Raw genomic sequence first — 19,051 nt, forward strand, 5'->3', positions numbered from 1 at the left:
TCACCCTCTCATGAAGCTCATCGACACCATCCTGGCCGACGCGCCGGCCATCACAGCCATCCGCCGTGACCTGCACAAGCACCCCGAACTCTGCTTCCACGAGCAGCGCACCGCCGACGTCATCGCCCAGGCGCTGACCGACTGGGGCATCCCCGTGCACCGGGGCCTGGGCAAGACCGGCGTGGTCGGCATCGTCAAGAACGGCTCGTCCGACCGCGCCGTCGGCCTGCGCGCTGACATCGACGCGCTGCCGATGACCGAGCGCAACGAGTTCCCGCACGCCAGCTCCTACCTGGGCCGCATGCACGCCTGCGGCCATGACGGCCACACCGCCATGTTGCTGGCCGCCGCCAAGCACCTGGCGACGAACCGCAACTTCGACGGCACCGTCTACCTCGTCTTCCAGCCTGCCGAGGAAGGTGGCGGCGGCGCGCGCGAGATGATCAAGGACGGCCTGTTCGATAAGTTTCCGATGGAGGCCATGTTCGGCGCCCACAACTGGCCCGGCATGCAGGCCGGCCAGTTCGCGCTGAAGAGTGGCCCGGTGTTCGCCAGCAGCAACGAGTTCAAGATCACCTTGCGCGGCAAGGGCTCGCACGCGGCCATGCCCCACCTCGGCCTGGACCCGGTGCCGGCGGCCTGCCAGCTCGTCACGGCCTTCCAGACCATCGTCAGCCGCAACAAGCGCCCCATCGACCCCGGCGTCATCTCCGTGACCATGATCCACGCCGGTGAGGCGACCAACGTGGTGCCCGACTCAGTGGTCATGGAGGGCACGGTGCGCACTTTCACGCTGGAGCTGCTGGACCTGTTCGAGCGCCGCATGAAGGAGATGACCGAGCAGCTCGCCGGCGCCTTCGAGCTGACTGCCGAGTTCGAATTCCGACGCAACTACCCGCCGACGATCAACCACCCCGAAGAAACCGAATTCGCTCGCCGCGTGCTGACCGACATGGTCGGTGCCGACAACGTGCAGGAGTTCGAGCCCACCATGGGCGCCGAGGACTTCAGCTACTACCTGCTCGACAAGCCCGGCTGCTACTTCCTGATCGGCAACGGCGACGGCAGCCACCGCGTCGGTGGCCATGGCATGGGGCCCTGCATGCTGCACAACCCGAGCTATGACTTCAACGATGAGCTGATCCCGCTGGGCGGCTCGATGTGGGTCAGGATGGCTGAAGCCTGGTTGAATACACCGCGATGAATCACGAGCAAATCATCCAGGACACCCGCGACTGGGTCGTCAAGGCCGTCATCGGCCTGAACCTCTGCCCGTTCGCCAAGGCCGTGCACGTCAACGAGCGCATCCGCTATGTCGTCAGCGACGCCACCGAGCCCGAGGCGCTGCTGAAGGACCTGGCCCGCGAACTGCTGGCGCTCAACCGTGCCGATCCGGAAGAGGTCGACACGACGCTGGTCATCCATCCCAATGTGCTGACCGGTTTCCTCGACTTCAACGACTTCCTGGACGCGGCCGACGCGCTGGTGGAAGAACTGAAGCTCGACGGCATCCTGCAGATCGCCGACTTCCACCCCGCATACCAGTTCGAAGGCAACGAGCCCGACGACATCGCCAACTACAGCAACCGCTCGCCCTACCCGACGCTGCACATCCTGCGCGAAGACAGCATCGAGCGCGCCGTCGAGTCCATGCCCGACACGGCGTCCATCTACGAGAACAACCTAGAAACGCTGGACAAGCTGGGCGTGGAGGGCTGGCGCAAGCTCGGCCTCAAGGGCTGAGGCTCATTCCTTCACCCAGGAGAACGCGCCGCCGCCCTTCTTGGGCGAATTGGCGCGTGTGCGCAACACGGCATCGAAGCCGCTCTTGCCGCCATTCCAGATGGCTGTCAGCAAGCTGACAACATCGTCGCGGCTGTAGGCATCCAGGTCGGCACGGAACTGCTTGATCGCCGCCGCCAGCATGTCGCGCGGCAGCTCCTGGTGGGTTGCCAGCACGAGGAACATGGCAGCGAACAGGTCGGGCCGGCTGCCACACAACACCTGGATGCGTCRCAGTGCCTCGGGCGGCGCCGCGCGCTGGCCCGGATGCAGCCAAGTCAACTCGTCTGGGCCTTCGGCTTGCACGTCATCGGCCATCGCGGTCTCCTCGTGCCGCTCGTTGGCGGCTTGATTTATCACAGCGTCCGCCTAGTGTCAGTCATTTATGACCCAAAACGTGCAGCAAACCACGTTCAAGAGGCTTTCCGAGGCATGCTGACGCCCCAGTCATGCGGCAAACTCCGCGGCTGCTCTCGTGTCCCCCGCCACCATGCAACCCAAGACCCTCGCCCTCATCGATGACGACGCTGAGTACTCCGAGTTCCTGACCCAGCATCTGCAGGAGCAGCAGGGCATCGCGGTCAGCCGTTTCGACGACAGCAATGCGCTGCTGGCCTCGCCCGATGCCTTTGGCTTTGATTTCTATCTCGTCGACCTGATGCTGCCCGGCGTCAACGGCGTGGAGCTGATCAAGATCCTGCGCCGCCGCACCGATGCCGGCGTCGTCGTCGTGTCGGGCCGCCTCGGGCCGGAGGTCTTCCGCGAGGTCATCACGGCTGGCGCCGACATGTATCTCGTCAAGCCGGTGCAGTTCGAGCAGGTGTCGCTGGCGATTGCCGCCGTGCAGCGCCGCGTTGCCAAGCCCTCGGCGGCCGACGCGGTCTGGAAGCTGGACCGCGCCAGTGGCGAGCTCGTCGTGCCCGACGGCACGCGCATCCAGTTGAGCGAGGCCGACCGCCAGCTGCTGGAATGCTTTGCCCAGGCCGGCGGCGAACCGGTCACGCGCGAGACCCTGCTGAACAAGCTCGGCCGCGAGGTGCCAGAGGGCGAGACCGACGACGGCCTGTCGGCCACCATCTACCGCCTGCGCCGCCGCATCGAGCGCGCCACGCCCACCCTGGTGCCGCTGCAGAGCAAGTCGCGGGTCGGCTATGTCTTCCGCGCGCCGCTGCAGCTGATCTAGACCTGTTTTCTGAAGACGCCTGGGGCCAGCGCATCCAGGCCCGGCGTCGTGACCAGGCCCTGCTCGGCCGTTCCAACGAAGAACAAGCCCCCGGGATGCAGCCGCGCCAGCACTTGCGCCAAGACGGTCTGGCGCGTCGCCGCATCGAAATAGACCAGCACCTGGCGCAGCCAGATCGCATCAAAGCCCTGAGCGCCGTGCAGCGGTGCGCGCAGGTCGTGGCGCTCGAAGCGCACGCGCTCGCGCAGGCCGGCCTGCATCTGCACCAGGCCGGTACTTGCCGGGTCGCCGCCCAGGCCGTAACGGCGCAGCCGCTCCGGCGTGACCTGGCGCAGTTGCGCCTGCGGGTAGAGGCCCTCGGCGGCGCTGCGCAAACGGCGCTCGTTGGTGTCGGTGCCCAGCACCAGCCAATCAGCGCCGACGCGCCCGGCCTGCTGCAGGTCGGCCAGCAGCATGGCCAGGCTGTAGGCCTCGTCGCCAAAGGAAGTGCTCGCGCTCCACAGCCGCGGGCGCTGCGGACGGACACGGCTCAGTTCGGACTCCAGCAGGTCGAAATGCATCAACTCACGGAAGAAATGGTTTTCGGGGGTGGTCAGCAGGTCGACAGCCATCTGGAATTCGCCGCCATCGTCCGCCGTGGCGATCAGCGTGACATAGGCCTCATAGCTGTCCAGGCCGAGGCGCTGCAGCCGCGGCGCCAGACGGGACGCCACCACGGTCCTCTTGACCGTCGCAAAGCCCAATCCCAGGTTCTCCTGCATCAGCCCACCAAGCCGCACATACGTGTCTTCGCGCAATTCCGGCAAGCCCATCGTTCAGGCGTCCTCTCGGGCCGTCGTGGCGATGAGATCGGCCAGGCCGAGAGCGCGGCAGGCGTCGGCGGGCACGTCGCTGGCCCACGTCAGCTGCAGGCTCTGGGCACCGGCGGCATCGAACTGCTCGACGGCCGTGTAGAGGCCGATCTCCATCGGCAGGCTGCCCCGGCAGCTGACGCGCTGGCCCGCCTGAGGGGTGGAAAGGACGACGGCCAACATGGCTCCAAGCCTAGGAGCTGCCGACAGCCGCCGCTGCGGGGAATTCTTGACCGGGTCTGTCGGGCCGCCTCAAGACCCCGCTGCGGCGTGATCCAGGCCACGGCCTCGGCCGCCTTCAGCGGTCCAGCACGCCGCTCATGCCGACGGCAACCCGTTTTCGGGTCGATGGCGCTGCACATCACGCATCAGGCGCGCGACGACGAGGCGCATGACGTGGAAACCGAGCTTGGGGTTCTGGTAGTAGAGCAAGGCCATCTCCTCGGCTGTGAGGCTGTAGACGACGCAATCGCCCGGAGCCTCCAGCGTCAGCGTGCGGCGGTTGTCGGGCGCGAACAGGCCGATCTCGCCGACCAGGCTGCCCGGCGGCAGCAGTTCGTCGTATTCGGCCAGCCGCAGCGTACCGGTGTCGAGGTAGAGCATCTCGGTGGCGGCATCGCCCTGGCGCCACAAGGTGGTGCCGGCTTTCACGGTCCGGCGGTGCATGTGCGGCAGCAGCCACTCGGACACTGGCGTGCCGTCGCGCGCGTTCTCGATGGCCTTGACGAGCTTCCTGATCTGCAACGTCTTCTTGATGTTGATCGGGATCAGTGCGCCATAAAGCAGCAGCGTTGGGAGCGCCGACTTCAGCGCGCCATAGGCCACGAGGAAGCAGCAGGCCGTCAGCGCCGCGATGCGCAGCGGCAGCATGCTTTTCATCAGATAGCTGGCCAGCATCAGCGTGGCGCCGATGAAGCCGAGGATGGTGGCGAGGGTGTCGGTCATGGTTGGAGCAGCGCCTGAACTTGGGGTTGGGCCAGCACGGTCAGCGCATGCGCGTGGCCCTGCTCGACGATGGCGTCGAAACGCTGCCAGGCCAGCAGGCCGACACGCTCCAGCGGCGGGTTGAAATAGACGTCGCAGGCGGCCTGCGCGGCACGGCGGCGCGAGCTGCTGTAGAGGATGGTCACGTTGAGCAGATAGGCCGACAGCGCGGGCAGCCGGTAGCGTCGCCGCGAGCGCGCGCGCCAGCGGTCGCGCAGCAGCGCCCAGGGGCCGGGCACCTCGTCGAAGTCGAGCTTGCGGGCCTTGTGCAGGCTGAGGTCGGCGCCGATGACCAGGCCCACGCCGCGGCGCGCGCGCATCACGTCGACGGGGAAGTTGTTGAAGCTGCCGCCGTCGCAGAGCAGGTCGCCGTCGACGACGACGGGTGGCAGCGCGCCGGGGATGGCCGTGCTGGCGCGCAGCGCACGCTCCAGCGGGCCGTGGGTCAACAGGGCCTCGCTGGCCTGGGAATAGTTGGTCGCCACGCAGAAGAAGGGCTTCCACAGGTCCTCGATGCCGGCGCCCGGGCCGGCCAGCCGGCCGAGCGCTCGGTCCAGGATGCCGCGCAGGCGCCGGCCGCGGATCAGCGAGATCAGCGGCAGCAGGTTGAAGTCACCGGTCGGGTTGACCTTGAAGGCCTCGCGCGCAACGGCCGTGGTGTGCGCCAGCGGCTGGTCGGTCGCGGCCAGCGCCGCCATGACCGCGCCCATGCTGGTGCCGCCCACGCAGTCCACCACCACGCCCTGCTCCTGCAGCGCGTGCATCAGGCCGAGGTGCGAGAAGCCGCGCGCGCCACCGCCGGCCAGCACCAGGCCGACCGCGCGGCGCGCCTGCAGCCGTGCCAGGCGGGCCAGGTCGCCTGCCAGCGCGGGGCGCACGTGGAAATGATCGGCCACCGGCCGGCGCGCCAGCCAGGCCGCCGTGCCGCGCGGTGCCGGCGTGTCGGCCGCGTGCAGCAGCACGAGGATCTCGTCGGCCTCCGTTCGTGGCGGGCGCTGCACCAGGCATTGCGTCTCGCTGAGGTGCACGGCCGGCGCGGCGCCGGCATTGGCCAGCAGCAGCACCTCGTCGGCATGGCGGCAGCAGCGCTGCGTCCAGGGCGTGGGCGCGTCGTCGGCCAGCAGCAGCACGAAGTCGTGGGCGGCCTCGACCTCGTCCAGCCACAGCGACACCTGGCGATAGCGCTCGCCTTCGTCGGCCGCCGCGCCGACGGCGGCATCCACCGCGGCCGCGTCGACGACGCAGACACGGCCGAAACGGCCAAGCCCCGCCGCCAGGCCGAGTGCCAGCCCGGCCGCGTCCACGCCGGCGGTGATGGGCAGCAGCGCCTGCACGACCGGCGCAGCGAAGGGCGCGGGCGCATGTTCGGTCTGCAGCCGATGCACGATCTGGCGCGTCAGCGCGATGCCGACGCGCGGCTGCTGCTCGATCAGGCGCAGGAAGGGATCCTTGTCCAGCCGCACGAGCACGGAGTCGCGGATGGCGACGACGGTGGCCGAACGCGGTGCCGCCGTGTACAGGCTCATCTCGCCGATGACCTGCCCGCGGCCCAGCTCACGCACGACACGCGGCGCCTCGCCATCACTCGACACATAGGCCCGCAAGCGCCCGCTGACCGACAGATACATCGAGTCGCCCGGCTCGCCCTGCTGCATCAACGTCTGGCCGCCAGCCACCTCGACCCAGGTCAGCTGCTCGCGCAGCAGGGCCAGCGTGGCGGCGTCGAGCTCGCCGAAGGCCTGGGCCAGCAGCTCGCCAAGCAGGCGGTCGTGATAGCCCTCGGTCATGTGAGCCCCCCGTCCAAGGAATACCTTGGCCGGCCCCCCGAGGGAGCGGCGATGCTCGGCGGATTGACCGCCGAGCACATCGCCATGGGCGGGCCGGCTTGGGAACTGGAGTCGGACACAAGCAGTCCCTGCGGACTGCTTGTGCCTACGGAAGGACCTGGGCCTCTGGCCCAGGGCAGGCCCGGCGCTCGGCCCGCAAGTCGAAGGCAATTCACAGAGCCAGTCACGCCAGCACCAGCGCAAAGACGTCGACCGAGCTCGTCTTGCCCTTGAACTGCACCGGCCCGATGGGCTCGCTCGGCAGCGCGCCTGCGAGCTGGGCATAGGTCGCGGCGTCGAACAGCACGGCGTGGCCGGCCACCTTGGTGTGAGCTTCCATGCGCGCCGCGACGTTGACCGCGTCGCCGATGCAGGTGTAGGTGGCGCGCTGGCGCGTACCGGTGTAGCCGGCCACGACATCGCCGCTGGCGATGCCCACGCCGATGCGGATCTCGGGCCGGCCGGCGGCGCGCTGCTCCTCGCTGAACTGGGCCACCATCTCAATCATCTCGGCCGCCGCCAGCACGGCGCATTGGCCGGCCGCGGGCAGCGGCTGCGGCGCGCCGAAGATGGCCATCAGACCGTCGCCGATCATCTGGTTGACGACGCCGCCATGACCGTTGATGGCCGCGAACATCAGCGTGTAGTAGGTGTTCAGCAGCTCGATGATGTCCTCGGGCGGCTGCGATTCGGCAAGCGTCGTGAAGCCGCGGATGTCGCAGAACAGCACCGTCGCCTGCACCCGGCGCCCGCCCAGTGCGAAGCCCTCCGCCTCCAGGTCCTGGGCCACCTCGCGGGTCGCGAAGCGCCGCACCAGCTCGCGCTGCTGGTCACGCAGGCGCTTGCGCTCCAGGCTGGCGTTGATGCGCGCCTTCAGCAGCACGAGGTTGACGGGCTTGTGCAGATAGTCCTCGGCGCCCAGCTCGATACAGCGCACCACGCTGTCCATGGCCTCCACGGCCGACGTCACGATGACTGGCAGCTCGCGCAGCTCGGGGCTGGCGCGCAATCTTTCCATCAGTTCGATGCCACCCATGACCGGCATGTGGATGTCCACCAGCAGCAGGTCGAAGGCGCTGTCCTGCAGCCGCGCCAGGGCCGCGTGGCCGTCTTCGACGCTGACGACCTGGTGGCCCAGCAGCTCCACGTGCCGGGCCAGCAGCAGGCGGTTCACGCGGTTGTCCTCGACGAGAAGGATGCGGGCGGATGGGGCGCGGCGTTCACGCATGGCGGCGCTCCTTCAGGTCGGCCGCGACCGCGGCGAACAGCACGGCCAAGGCATCGACACGGGCCGGAGCGGCGGCGCCCAGTTCGGCCAGTGGCGTGTGTTCGAGCTCGCGCGCCGCGGCGGCCAGCGCCGTGGCGCCGAAGGTCAGGCCGTTGGACTTCAGCGAATGCGCCTGGCGCGTCCAGCTCGTGACGTCGCCCGTCGCGGCGGCCCGGCGCAACGCCGCAAGGCCCTGGGGGCCGTCTTCCAAGAAGGAGTCGATCAGTTCGACGACGAAATCGGCCCCCGCCGTTTCCTGGAGGTCGGCGAAAACCTCCGCGTCAATCACCGGCTGGGACATGCTCAGGCTCCTTTCGTAGCGGTGTGCGCTGCAGCGCCAGCACCAGCTCGTCGACTCGGATCGGCTTGGTCAGGTAGTCATCCATGCCGGCGGCCAGGCAGGTTTCCCGGTCACCCTGCATCGCATTGGCGGTCATGGCGACGATATGCGGCCGCCCGCTTTGGGCGTTCAAGCGCCGCGACGCCTCCAGCCCGTCCATCTCCGGCATCTGCACGTCCATCAGGACAAGGTCATAGGCCTGGCGTGCCACCGCCTCCAGCGCTTCGATGCCGTTGGCGGCCAGATCAGCGCGGTAGCCCATCTGCTGCAACAGGCGCAGCGCCAGCTTCTGGTTCACGACGTTGTCCTCGGCCAGCAGGATGCGCAGCGGATGACGCTCGGCCAGGTCTTGCGTGACAACCGGCTGGGCGCGCTGGCGGCGCGGGCTCGGCACGAGGTCGGCCGCCACCGTGGCGCGCAGCGTGAACCCGAAGCGCGCGCCGCGGCCCGGGCCGTCGCTCTCGGCCCACATGCGTCCGCCCATCAGCTCGGCCATGCGCCGGCTGATGGCCAGGCCCAGGCCCGTGCCGCCGTATTTGCGCGAGGTGCTCGCATCGGCCTGGCTGAAGCTCTGGAACAGGCGGGCCAGGGCTTCAGCGCCCAGGCCGATGCCGGTGTCGCGCACAAGGAAGCGCAGCTCCACGCCGCCTTCGGCCGGAGCGGCCTCCACTTCGACGGTGATGCTGCCTGCCTCGGTGAACTTGACCGCGTTGGACAGCAGGTTCAGCAGGATCTGGCGCAGCTTGGTCACGTCGCCATTGATGCCAGCGGGCACAGTGGGCGCGATGTCGACGGCCAGCGCCAGGCCCTTCTCGCGGGCGCGCGGCGCGATCAGGTCGACGGCCGCGTCCACGCAGTCACGCAGCACGAAGGGCGCACTCTCGATGTCCATGCGGCCCGCCTCGATCTTCGAGAAGTCGAGGATGTCGTTGATGATGGTCAGCAGCGCCTCGCCGGCCTCTCGGATGATGGCTGCGTGGTCGCGCTGCTCGCCGTCGAGCGTGGAGTCCAGCAGCAGGCCGCTCATGCCGATGACGGCATTCATCGGCGTGCGGATCTCGTGGCTCATCGTCGCCAGGAAGGCACTCTTGGCCGCATTGGCCTGCTCGGCCACGGCCTTGGCGGCCTGGGCTTCTCCGAACAGGCGCGAGTTCTCCATCGCCACCGACGCCGCCAGGCTCAGGCCCACCAGAAAGCTCAGCTCGCTGTCGCGGAACGGCTGGCCGCCCTGGCGCCAGACGGTCAGGGCGCCCAGCACGCGCTGGCCGGCGCGCAACGGCGCCACCATCATGCGCTCGTCGGGGTCCTCTTCGGTGCCCTCCATCCGGACGCCGCGCGGGTCGTCGCGCGCGGCGTTGATGACGCCGGGCTCGCCCTTGGCGATCAGCGAGCCGATGATGCCCTCGCCGGCCGTGATGACGGCGTCGCGCACCTCGCTTTCGTATCTGCCGACGGCGACGATGGCGCGGTAGCGCCGCGCCGCGCCCCCGCCCTCTTCTTCCGGCACGAAAACCGCGCTGTTGTCGGCGTCCAGCAGCTCCTTGGCATGCACGGCGATGCGGTTCATGACCGTGGCCAGGTCCAGCGTGGAGGAGATCTCGCGGCCCACCTCGGCCAGGGCCGCGCTCTCGCGCGTGCGGCGCTGGATCTCGTCGAACAGGCGCGCGTTCTCCAGCGCCACGCCGACGCTGGCTCCCACCGTGCTGAGGAAGCGCACGTCGGCCTCGCTGAAGGCGTTCTCGCGTTCATAGCTCTCGACCAGGATGGCGCCCAGCACCTGGTCGTTGCCGATGATGGGCACGTTGGCGAAGGACAGCGCCTGGTCGGTGCCTGGCACCGCCAACAGGCCGGCAGCGGCGATCTCGGCCACGTTGCGGCAGACCAGCGGCTGGCGCGTGCGGCGCATCTGCTCGAAGGGCCCGTCCGGCGCCGGCCGCTCCGGCGGCAGCTGGATGGGCACGCCGTGCTCGAGCTCGTAGAGGTAGTGGTTGAGGCCGCTGGCCGGGTCATACCAGCGGATGCCGATGTCCTGGGTCTCGAGCAGCTCGCACAGGCGGTCGCCGACACGCTGGATGATGGCCTCGAAGCTCAGCTCCGGCGACAGGCTCTGCTGCAGGTTGTTCAGCATCGCCAGCTCGTTGACGCGGCGCTCCACCTGCGCCTTGCTGGCCAGCAGCTCGGCCGTGCGCTCAGCGACGCGCTGCTCCAGGCCCTCGCGCAGCCGCAGGTTGGCCAGCGCGACGGCGGCCTGGGCGGCCAGCATGACGAGCAGATCGCGGTCGCCCTCGCGGAAGCGCCCGAAAGCGCCGTCCAGGTCGGCGTAGAGATAGCCGACCAGCTCGCGCTCGGCGATCAGCGGCGCAACGAGGCAGGAGCGTTGCTGCACGGCCGGCACGCCTTCGGGCCCGATGCGCAGGGCCGCCGCGCGGCTGCCGCGCGCTTCATCCAGCCAGGGTGTGATGGCGGCCAGCAGGGCCTCCTCGCCACCGGCCTCCCCCTGCGGCATCAGATGGCTGGCGATGTGGCGCAGGCTGCCGCCGTACTCCAGCACCAGAAGCACGCGTTCGGCGCCACTGATCTCGGCCGATTCGTCGACCAGGAACTCATGCAGCTCAGTGCCCGTGGCCAGCTCGGCCAGGCGCAGGCCGACGTCGACCTGGCGGGCGAAGCGCTCGTCCAGATGCGCGGCGCCATTGAGATGACGCGGCCTGCCGCCGTCGGCCAGCCAGGCCTGCACGACGGCACGCGCCACCGGCCGCTTGTTCAGCGAGTTGCGCCGCAGGCCCTCGTCGGACAAGCCGGCCAGGCGCAGACAGACGAAGCGATAGGCCCGCGCCAGCGCCACGCCGGCCTCGCGGCGGCGGCCGGCCGCACGCAGCGCCTCGCAGCGCCGCCACCACAGGGCTGGCAGGTCCAGGTTCTCCAGCGGCGCCAGGCCTTGGGCCCAGTGCAGGCGGGCGGCCTCGGCGCTGGCATTCAACGCCGCCTGCAGGTCGCCGGCGCCCAGTTCGGCCCAGGCGATGAGGCCGAGGTCGGCCATGCGCTGGGCGGCCGATGGCGAATGGTCGAGCGCCAGGCGGAACTGCACCGCTGCAGTCGCCGCATCGCCTTCCGCCATCGCCAGCTCACCTTGCAGGCGCGCGATCTCGGAGCGAAAGCCCGGGTTCTGGCGCGCCAGGCTCAGGGACTCGGCTTCGCCGGCATAGGCGCGCGCCTCGGCCAGCGCGCCGCCCTCCAGGTCCAGCCGGGCCAGCGCCGTCAGCGTGTAGGGCAGCAGCGCCGTCGCGCCGCTGCGGCGCCAGATCGCGAGCGCGGCCAGGTAGTGGCGGCGCGCGCGGCGCGTCAGGCCCAGCGTGACGTAGTGGTTGCCGATGTTGTGGATGGCCGTGCCCTGGCGCTCGGCATAGCCGGCCGCGGCATAGGCCGCAAGCGCCAGCTTGCACAGATGCAGGCAGTCGGCCAGGTCGGGGTTGTTGAAGGTCTGGGCGTTGTAGGCATTGCCCTGGCCCAGCAGGTCGCCAGTGGCCAGCGCCAGCGCCAGCGCGGCCTCGGCCGCCGCGCGCGCCTCGGCAACGAAACCCAGCATGCCCAGCAGCAGGGATTCGATATAACCGCAGCGGCCCCGGGGCACAGTTTTGCCGGCGGCGGCAAACAGCTTGGCGGCCTCGTGCACCCGGCCCAGCGCCACTTCGGGCTCCAGCTGGCAACGGCACTGGGCTTCGGCCAGCAGGGCCAGCGCATAGGCACGGTCGAGTGCGTCAGTGCCGGCCTCGGCCAATGCGGCTTCGGCGGTGGCGATGGCCGCCAGCAGTTCACCGCGGCGCATCTGCACCAGCCCGAGCGCGAGGCGGGCGCGGAGCCGCCAGGCGGGACGGCCCTCGGCCAGCTTGGCCAAGGCCGCGGCGGCATCGGCCGCAGCAGCCAGGGCGCCGAGCGCGATGAAGCTCTCGACGCGCAGCTCCAGCACCCGGGCGTCGCCGCGCCAGCCCGCGCTCAGGTCGATCAGACGCTGATGCTGGCCCGACCAGGCCAGGTCGGCCAAATCCTCCAACACGGCGACATCGGGGCGCAAGGGCATCGCGGGACAGGGCCTGTTCACACCACGGGGATCGGATGCGTTGCCACTCAAGGGCTTGCGAGCAAGGCGCGAAGTCGAAGCTGGGGTCATCCCCAGCGAGGCTTCGCAACGCCGCGCGCAGGCTCTTGAGTGGCAACCCTTCGGGAGAGGGGCTGCGCGGGCGCATGGCGTCGTTGCGCGCCTTGCCCGGGCACCCAGCCCGGGCTTCAGCGCACGCCTAGCCCTTCACCCGCGCAGCCCCTCTCGCACCGATTCCCGTGGTGCGAACAGGCCCTTTTGAAGCTGGGGCCGCGCGAGTCTAGTCCGCTCTAGTCGGCCTGGGGCAGCGTCAGCCTCATGACCGTCCCCAATGGGCCGGTGCGCAACAGTTCCGCCGTGCCGCCATGCATGTCCATGACGCGGCGCACGATGTACAGGCCCAGGCCGTGGGCCGACTCAGTGCCGCCGCTGCCGCGCGCGCCGCGGGTGAAGAGGCGGGGCAGCAGCTCGCGCGGAATGCCGGGGCCGGCGTCCGCCACCTCGAACTGCAGCACGGCGGGTTCATCAAAATCGATGACATGCAGGGTCACGGGGCTGACGCCGCGCGCGTACTTCAGCGCGTTGGACAGCAGATTGCGCAAGGCCAGGCGCAGCAGGCTCATGTCCATCAGCGCCGTGCGGGTGGCCGTGTGGCGATGCACGACGATGCGGTCGCGCTGTTCACGTGGCAGGTCGGCAATGGTGACGGCGATCAGCGTGTCGATGTCGGTGTCCTCGCGCGCGATGCGTCCGCCACCCGCCAGCAGGCTGGCCGCAGCCAGCGTGTTGTCGACGCCGGCCAGCACCTGGCCGAGCACGGCCTGGGCGCGGTTCAGCCTCTCCTGGGCCTGGCGCTCACCGCGGCCGGCCAGGCTGGCCGCCGCGCCCTGCAGGGCCGCGCTGGCGTTGTTCAGCGGCTGGCGCACCTCGTGGGCCAGTACGTCCAGCATCTCGGAGCGCTCATGCAGCAGTTGGTCCAGCTCCTGCACGTGGCGCTCGGTCTGGCGGCGCATGCGCTGCTCGTGCGCCAGCTCGGCGCGGCGCTGCAGGTCCTCGGTGATGTCGTCAACAAGGGCGAGGGCACGCAGTGGCCGGCCGTCGGCGGTGTATTCCGCGACCGCCGAGACCAGCACGTCGCGCAGCCGGCCGTCGGCGCAGATCAGCTGCACGGGGCAGTCGCCGACATGGCCGTCGCGCCACATCGCCGGGCGGTAGACCTCGCGCACCTGCTGCGACGACTCCGGTGTCATGAAGTCGTCCATGGCGCGACCGATGACCTGCTGGCGCTTGTAGCCCAGGCGCTCCAGCCAGCGGTCGGACACGCTGAGCACCCGGCCGGCCGCATCCACCGAATGCATCAGCGCCGGCGTCGACTCGTACAGCGCGCGCAGGCGCTGGCGGTTGTGCTCCAGCTCGACAGCCGCGCGGTGGTGCTCGGTGACGTCCTGGAAGGCGCCCACGAGCCGCACCGGAACGCCGTCCTGCCAGTCGACCTGCCCCTGGGACAGCACCCAGATCTCACGCCCCTTGGCCGTCACCAGCGGCAGCTCCAGGCTCCAGGGTTCGCCGTGCTGCATGCCGCGCAGCACGGCCGCCTCGATGGCGGCGCGCGCCTCGGGCTTGTAGTAGCCAATGGCCTCCTGCAGCGTTGGCCGGTGGCCGGCCTCGAGGTCGTGGATGCGGCAGGTCTGGTCGCTCCAGACGAGCTCCTCGGTCTGCAGGTCCAGGCTCCAGCCGCCAATGCCGGCGACGCGGCCGGTGCGGTCCAGCAGGGCCTTGCTGTCGCGCAGCTCGCGTTCGGCGGTGATGCGGTCGGTGACGTCCTCGGTGATGCCGACGTAGCCGCGCAACCCGCCATCGGGCGCCAGCAACGGCCGGGCACGGGTCCAGACCTGGCGCACGCCGTGGCCGTTGCCGCCGCGGCGCAACCGGTAGCGCATCTCGAATGCCTGACGCTGGGCAACGCAGCGCCGCCAGTGGGCCAGCACCGACGTGCTGTCCTCGGTCGTCAGCGTGGCTGCCCAGCCCTCACCCAGGGCAGCACGCGCCGGCAGACCGCAGATGCGCTGCCAGTTTGCGTTCGTGAAGATGAAGTCCCCTGCCGCGTCGGTACGGAAGATGCCCAGCGGTGCCGTCTCGGCCAGCACCTGGAAGGGCTGTTCCGCCGCCTCGAGGTCGGCGCCACGCAAGGCGCGCTCGCGCATCATCAGCGCTTCGGCTGCGGCGTCGGCCAGGCGGGTCAGGGCCTCGCGCTGCGCCTCGGTCAGCTCGCGCGGCTGGAAGTCGACGACACACAGGGTGCCGGGGTGGCTGCCGTCGTCCAGGCGAATGGGCACGCCGGCATAGAAGCGCAGCGCGGGGCGGGCCAGCACATCGGGGTGGTCGACGAAGCGGGCGTCCAGCCGGGCATCGCGCACTTCGAAGAGGCCATCGGCCAGCAGCGTGTGGGCACAGAAGGTCTGGGCCCGCGGCGTCTCGCTGCGGCCAAAACCGACGGCGGCCTTGAACCACTGACGGCGCTCGTCCAACAGGCCGAGCAGGGCGACGGGCGTGCCGCAGATCTGCGCCGCCAGGGCGGTGAGGTGATCGAACAGCGGCTCGGGCTCGGTGTCCATGACGGCCAGCGCCGCCAGGCGGGCAAGGCGGCGGTCTTCGTCGGGCGGCAGGGGCGGGGTCACCATGGCCGACAGCTTAGGGCAGGTCTGGGCGTCGCCCCTCATTGCGCGGGCCGTTCGCGCGGCGTAGCGTCGCCGTCTTTCTGCCAGGGAGACTCTCATGCTCAAGCTCTGCGCCCTGCTGCTGGCGCTGCTGATCGCGCCGGTGCGCGCCGATGTCGTCAGCGACTGGGCCGAAGCCACACCCAAGGTGCTGCAGAAGTCGCCGCGCGGTCAGGTCCTGCCTGCGACGCTGCTGACCGACCTGGCGATGTTCAACGCGCTGAACGCGATCACGCCGCGCTACCAGGCCTATGGCACAGCGCCGGCGGCCGTGCCGGATGCCTCGCCGGAGGCGGCCGTCGCCTCCGCCGCCCGCGTCGTGCTCGGCAGCGTGCCGGGCGCCGACCAGGCCCTGCTCGACAAGACCTACGAGGCCTCGCTGAAAGCCGTGACCGACGCGGCCGCGCGTGCCAAGGGCGTGGCGCTGGGCCGGCGCGTCGCGCTGGCGCTGCTGGCCGCGCGGGCGGATGACAGCTTCGCGCGCGTGGAGCCGCCCAAGGTCGAGCCGGCGCCGGGCATCCATGTGCTGACGCCCGAGTACAAGCAGGAGTCGGGCATCGGCCTGGCGCGCATGAAGCCCTTCGCGATCAAGGACGTGGCGGCCTACGACCCCGGCCCGCCGCCGGCCGTGGGCAGCGCCGTGGCGCTGCGCGACCTGGCCGAGGTCAAGGCCGTCGGCGGGCGTGTCAGCACGCAGCGCACGGGCGAGCAGTCGGTCATCGCGCTGTTCTGGAACTCCGGCGAGGGGGAGGACGCCGTGGCGATGCTCAAGAAGCTGGCCGAGAGCACCAAGGCCACGCCGCTTGAGTTCGCGCGCATGCTGGCCCTGATGGACATGGCCGACCTGGACTCGCGCATCGTCTACACCGGTATCAAGACCAAGTACCGCCACTGGCGGCCCTACAACGCGCTGCGCGGTGCCTTTGCCGATGCCAAGCTGCGCGACGCGAGCTGGGAACCGCTGATCCACACGCCGCCCAACAGTGACTACCCCTCGGGCGGCGCGGTCGGCGGCGGCACGCTGCAGGCTCTGCTGAAGGACTTCCGCGGCGACAGCCAGGCGCCACTGGTCTGGGTCAACTCGGCGCTGTCGATGACGCGCAGCTGGAGCTCGCCCGAGGCCATGGGCCAGGAGCTGGCCAATTCACGCGTCTGGAGCGGCGTGCATTTCCGCAACTCGGTGGACGTGGGCTACCGCCTCGGCCAGAAGGTGGCCGAGGAAGTGCTGGCGACGCAACTGCGGCCCTTGCCCTGATTTTTCTCAGGGAGTCGCGCGGCCCAGGTTGCGCAGCCAGAAGGCCTCGTACTTGCGGTGCCAGCCAGCGGGCTTGACGACGCCACCCATGGCATGCACGCCGTCGGGGTCGAGGAAGAGCTCGACCAGCGACTCCTTGCCCGAATCCAGCAGCTCGCGGTAGACGTTGACGGTGTCCTGGTACAGCACGTTCGGGTCCTGCATGCCGTGCACCAGCATCAGCGGCTTCTTCAGGCCCTTGGCCAGCGGCAGCAGCGAGTATTTGCGCAACACCGGCTTGGTGCGGTCCGTGGCCTTGCCGATGGTGCGGCCGCTGTACCAGCTGTTGTAGTTCTCCCATTCGGTCGGGCCGGCTCCGGCAATGCCGGCGGCGAACAGATCGGGCCGGGTGTACATCGTGTACTGGGTCTGGAAGCCGCCAAAGCTCCAGCCATTCAGGCCGATGCGCCGGGCGTCCACGCCGAACTGCGTGGGCAGCAACTTGACGAGGTCTTCCAGGTCCTCGGCCTGGGGCTCGCCGGGGCGCTCCCAGTTGGCGTCGGAGAACTTGCGGCCATAGTTGCTGTGGCCGCGCGGGTCGACGGCGATGGTCACATAGCCATGCCTGGCGGCCATGTACTGGCCGAACAGATAGGCGGTGTTCTGGAAGCTGTCGACCTCGACGATGTGGCGGTCGTTCAGCGGGCCGCCATAGACGTAGACGATGGCCGGGCGCTTGTCGGCCGCGGTCCAACTGGCAGGCTTGAAGGCATAGGCCTCGATGCGGTCGCCATGGCGGTTGGTGAAGTTGAAGCGTTCGGGCCGCAACAGTTTCAACTCGCCCCAGGCCTTGTCATTGCTGTCGGTCAGCGTGCGCGCCGGCGTCTTGCCGTCCGTGGCCAGCAGCTTGAGCTCCGGGCGCTGGGCCCAGTTGCCGGCCACGGCGCCGACCCATCGGCCGTCCTCCGAGGCCGCCGCAGCACGGTGGTACTCGCCCGCCGCACCCAGGGCCTGCGTGGCGCCGCTGGCCAGGTCGACGCGCAGCACATTCATGGCTGCCATGTCGCCCTGGTTGGCCAGCACGAACATGGCCTTGCTGTCGGCCGTGAAACCGATCACCTGATGGGCCTCGAACTCGCCCTTGACGAGGGGGCGCAGCGCCTTGGTGGCCACGTCGATGGCATAGGGCTGGCGCCAGCCGGCTTCGTCCAGGGCCAGCACCAGCGTCTTGCCGTCGGGTGTGAAGCGGGGCTTGAGCACGTTGACCACCTCGTGGCCGACCTCGCCGCGGCGCTCCAGCACCATCTCGGGCTTGGCGGATTCGTCGCAGGCCGCCGGGCCGCTCCCAAGGCCTGCAGCGCCCCCTTGGGGGGCAGCCGTCGTACCCGACGGCTGGGGGCAAGAAGTCTTACCGATGTAGACGCGCAGCAGCTCCTTGTCGCGCTCCCAGGTCGTGAAGGCATAGCGGCTGCCGTCGCGCGCCCAGGCCACGTCGCTCATCTCGAACCAGACATCGCCGCCGTTCTGCGTGAACACCGGCGCCGGCTGCTTGCGCGGCGGCTCGTTGCCGGTGGGCAACTGGCGGATATAGAGGGCCAGCGGCTGCTGGTTGCGCTTGTCGTCAGACACCTCGCGGTTGACCTTCTTGGCCGTGGCCCAGCGCTCGCTGTAGTTCATGATCTCGACCTGCTTGGGCGGCGGCGCCGGCTTGTCGTCGGCCGTCTTCAGCGGCGCCTTGGCCAGCAGCGACATCCAGCGGCCGTCCTCGCTGATGGCCGTCTGGTCGATCTTGTATTTCTTCTGCTCGTCGTCCGGGTGGATGAGCTCGCGGTTGATGACTTGCACGCCGGCCTGCTTGAAGCCGCTGCGCAGCACGCGGGTCTCGTCGGTGTAGATGACGCCGCTGTCGTCGGCCGTGTAGGCGACGAGCTTCAGGTCGCGCTGCGTGGCCACCAGCGGCTGAACGGCCGGGATCTTGTCGTCCGCCTTCCAGCGGTAGAGGCCGCCGCGGTACTGGAAGACCAGTTCGTCGGCCTTGTGTGCCCAGGCGAACTGGCTCGGTCCGGGATAGAGATCGGCGGGCTTGAGCTTGTCGCGGGCCAGCTTCTTCTTCAGCTCGTCGCGGAGCTCCCACAGCTCTTTTTCCTTGTCCTTGTCGGGCGACGAGGCGGCCGATGCCGGTGCTGCCGCAGACACCGGCTTGCCGGCGCGCTTTGCAGCCAGCGCGGCCATGGCCTGCTTCTCGAGCTCGGCCTCGGCCTTGTCCGCAGCCTTTTGCGCGTCGTCCTTGGCCTTCTTCTCGGCCAGCTCCTTCTTCAGCGTCTCGATGGCAGCGGTTTCCCACTGCGACAGATTGACCTTCTCGCCGCGCAGATAGGCCTGCTGCGCCACCTCACGGGCCTGGCGCTCGGCGTATTCGGTGTTGCGCTGCCGGAGCTTCTTGTCGAAGCGCTCCATGTCCTCCGGCGCCTCGAAGGCCGCCATGACCTGGGGCGACGTGATGCGCTGCGTCTTGCCGGTCTTGGTGTCGTACACCCAGAGATCGGTGCCGGGCTCGCCGAAAGGGCTCCACAGCCAGGCGAGGTAGCGGCCGCTGCGGCTGAAATCGGCGTCCTTGGCGGGCTCGCTGCGATAAGGCTCGGCACGGAAGATCTGCTCGAGACTGGGAACGGGCTTGGGCGGCGCGGTCTGTGCCTGCAGGGGGGCTGCGGCCGACAGGGCCACGGCAAGGGCCAGGCTGCTGATGGCAGCGAAGGTCACGGGCTTCAAGG

Annotated in this window: 14 protein-coding genes; 4 read left to right on the forward strand and 10 right to left on the reverse strand. The window is 69.7% G+C overall.

Annotated elements, in window-relative coordinates:
• Positions 1-10: 10 nt before the first annotated feature.
• On the forward strand, positions 11-1,204 hold the full coding sequence (locus ACXJKJ_RS09355; RefSeq protein ID WP_056202732.1) for a M20 aminoacylase family protein: 1,194 nt from the start codon (positions 11-13) through the stop codon (positions 1,202-1,204).
• The gene (locus tag ACXJKJ_RS09360) at positions 1,201-1,743 is read left to right on the forward strand and encodes a DUF1415 domain-containing protein (RefSeq protein WP_457389920.1); all 543 of its coding nucleotides are present in this window, start codon (positions 1,201-1,203) and stop codon (positions 1,741-1,743) included. Before ACXJKJ_RS09355 ends, ACXJKJ_RS09360 begins: the two co-directional genes overlap by 4 nt.
• Before the next feature lie 3 nt (positions 1,744-1,746).
• On the opposite strand, the gene ACXJKJ_RS09365 is transcribed toward ACXJKJ_RS09360, so the two are convergent.
• Entirely contained in the window at positions 1,747-2,100 is a 354-nt protein-coding gene (locus ACXJKJ_RS09365; protein ID WP_457389921.1) for a hypothetical protein, read from the reverse strand.
• A 172-nt stretch (positions 2,101-2,272) separates the two neighbouring features.
• Here ACXJKJ_RS09365 and ACXJKJ_RS09370 point away from each other — a divergent pair, with 172 nt between their 5' ends.
• Positions 2,273-2,965: a response regulator transcription factor gene (locus ACXJKJ_RS09370; RefSeq protein ID WP_056202722.1), complete on the forward strand. Its 693-nt coding sequence runs from the start codon at positions 2,273-2,275 to the stop codon at positions 2,963-2,965.
• Here ACXJKJ_RS09370 and ACXJKJ_RS09375 read toward each other — a convergent pair.
• The 8 genes from ACXJKJ_RS09375 to ACXJKJ_RS09410 form a co-directional block, all read right to left on the reverse strand.
• A complete protein-coding gene (locus ACXJKJ_RS09375; protein WP_457389922.1) occupies positions 2,962-3,777 on the reverse strand; it encodes a CheR family methyltransferase in 816 nt (271 codons plus the stop codon). The two genes, ACXJKJ_RS09370 and ACXJKJ_RS09375, sit on opposite strands and share 4 nt — an antisense overlap.
• Before the next feature lie 3 nt (positions 3,778-3,780).
• Positions 3,781-3,999, reverse strand: a complete 219-nt coding sequence (locus ACXJKJ_RS09380) for a hypothetical protein (protein WP_457350320.1) — start codon at positions 3,997-3,999, stop codon at positions 3,781-3,783.
• A 135-nt stretch (positions 4,000-4,134) separates the two neighbouring features.
• A complete protein-coding gene (locus ACXJKJ_RS09385; protein ID WP_056202713.1) occupies positions 4,135-4,761 on the reverse strand; it encodes a Crp/Fnr family transcriptional regulator in 627 nt (208 codons plus the stop codon).
• Positions 4,758-6,587 (reverse strand): patatin-like phospholipase family protein, encoded by a 1,830-nt coding sequence (locus tag ACXJKJ_RS09390; RefSeq protein ID WP_457389923.1) that lies wholly within the window; start codon positions 6,585-6,587, stop codon positions 4,758-4,760. The genes ACXJKJ_RS09385 and ACXJKJ_RS09390 overlap by 4 nt, the downstream gene beginning before the upstream one ends.
• Before the next feature lie 223 nt (positions 6,588-6,810).
• On the reverse strand, positions 6,811-7,854 hold the full coding sequence (locus ACXJKJ_RS09395; RefSeq protein ID WP_457389924.1) for an adenylate/guanylate cyclase domain-containing protein: 1,044 nt from the start codon (positions 7,852-7,854) through the stop codon (positions 6,811-6,813).
• Positions 7,847-8,194 (reverse strand): Hpt domain-containing protein, encoded by a 348-nt coding sequence (locus tag ACXJKJ_RS09400; RefSeq protein ID WP_457389925.1) that lies wholly within the window; start codon positions 8,192-8,194, stop codon positions 7,847-7,849. The genes ACXJKJ_RS09395 and ACXJKJ_RS09400 overlap by 8 nt, the downstream gene beginning before the upstream one ends.
• A complete protein-coding gene (locus ACXJKJ_RS09405) occupies positions 8,175-12,311 on the reverse strand; it encodes a GAF domain-containing protein (protein WP_457389926.1) in 4,137 nt (1,378 codons plus the stop codon). The genes ACXJKJ_RS09400 and ACXJKJ_RS09405 overlap by 20 nt, the downstream gene beginning before the upstream one ends.
• A 308-nt stretch (positions 12,312-12,619) precedes the next feature.
• Positions 12,620-15,010 carry a PAS domain S-box protein gene (locus ACXJKJ_RS09410; RefSeq protein ID WP_457350330.1) on the reverse strand — a complete coding sequence of 797 codons (2,391 nt, stop codon included), beginning with the start codon at positions 15,008-15,010 and terminating at the stop codon, positions 12,620-12,622.
• Between the two features lie 94 nt (positions 15,011-15,104).
• Here ACXJKJ_RS09410 and ACXJKJ_RS09415 point away from each other — a divergent pair, with 94 nt between their 5' ends.
• Positions 15,105-16,301 (forward strand): vanadium-dependent haloperoxidase, encoded by a 1,197-nt coding sequence (locus tag ACXJKJ_RS09415; protein ID WP_457389927.1) that lies wholly within the window; start codon positions 15,105-15,107, stop codon positions 16,299-16,301.
• Between the two features lie 6 nt (positions 16,302-16,307).
• Here the strand turns inward: ACXJKJ_RS09415 and ACXJKJ_RS09420 are convergent, their stop codons facing one another.
• A complete protein-coding gene (locus ACXJKJ_RS09420; RefSeq protein ID WP_457390002.1) occupies positions 16,308-19,040 on the reverse strand; it encodes a S9 family peptidase in 2,733 nt (910 codons plus the stop codon).
• Positions 19,041-19,051 lie beyond the last annotated feature (11 nt).

The organism is Roseateles sp. P5_E1 (assembly GCF_054049335.1).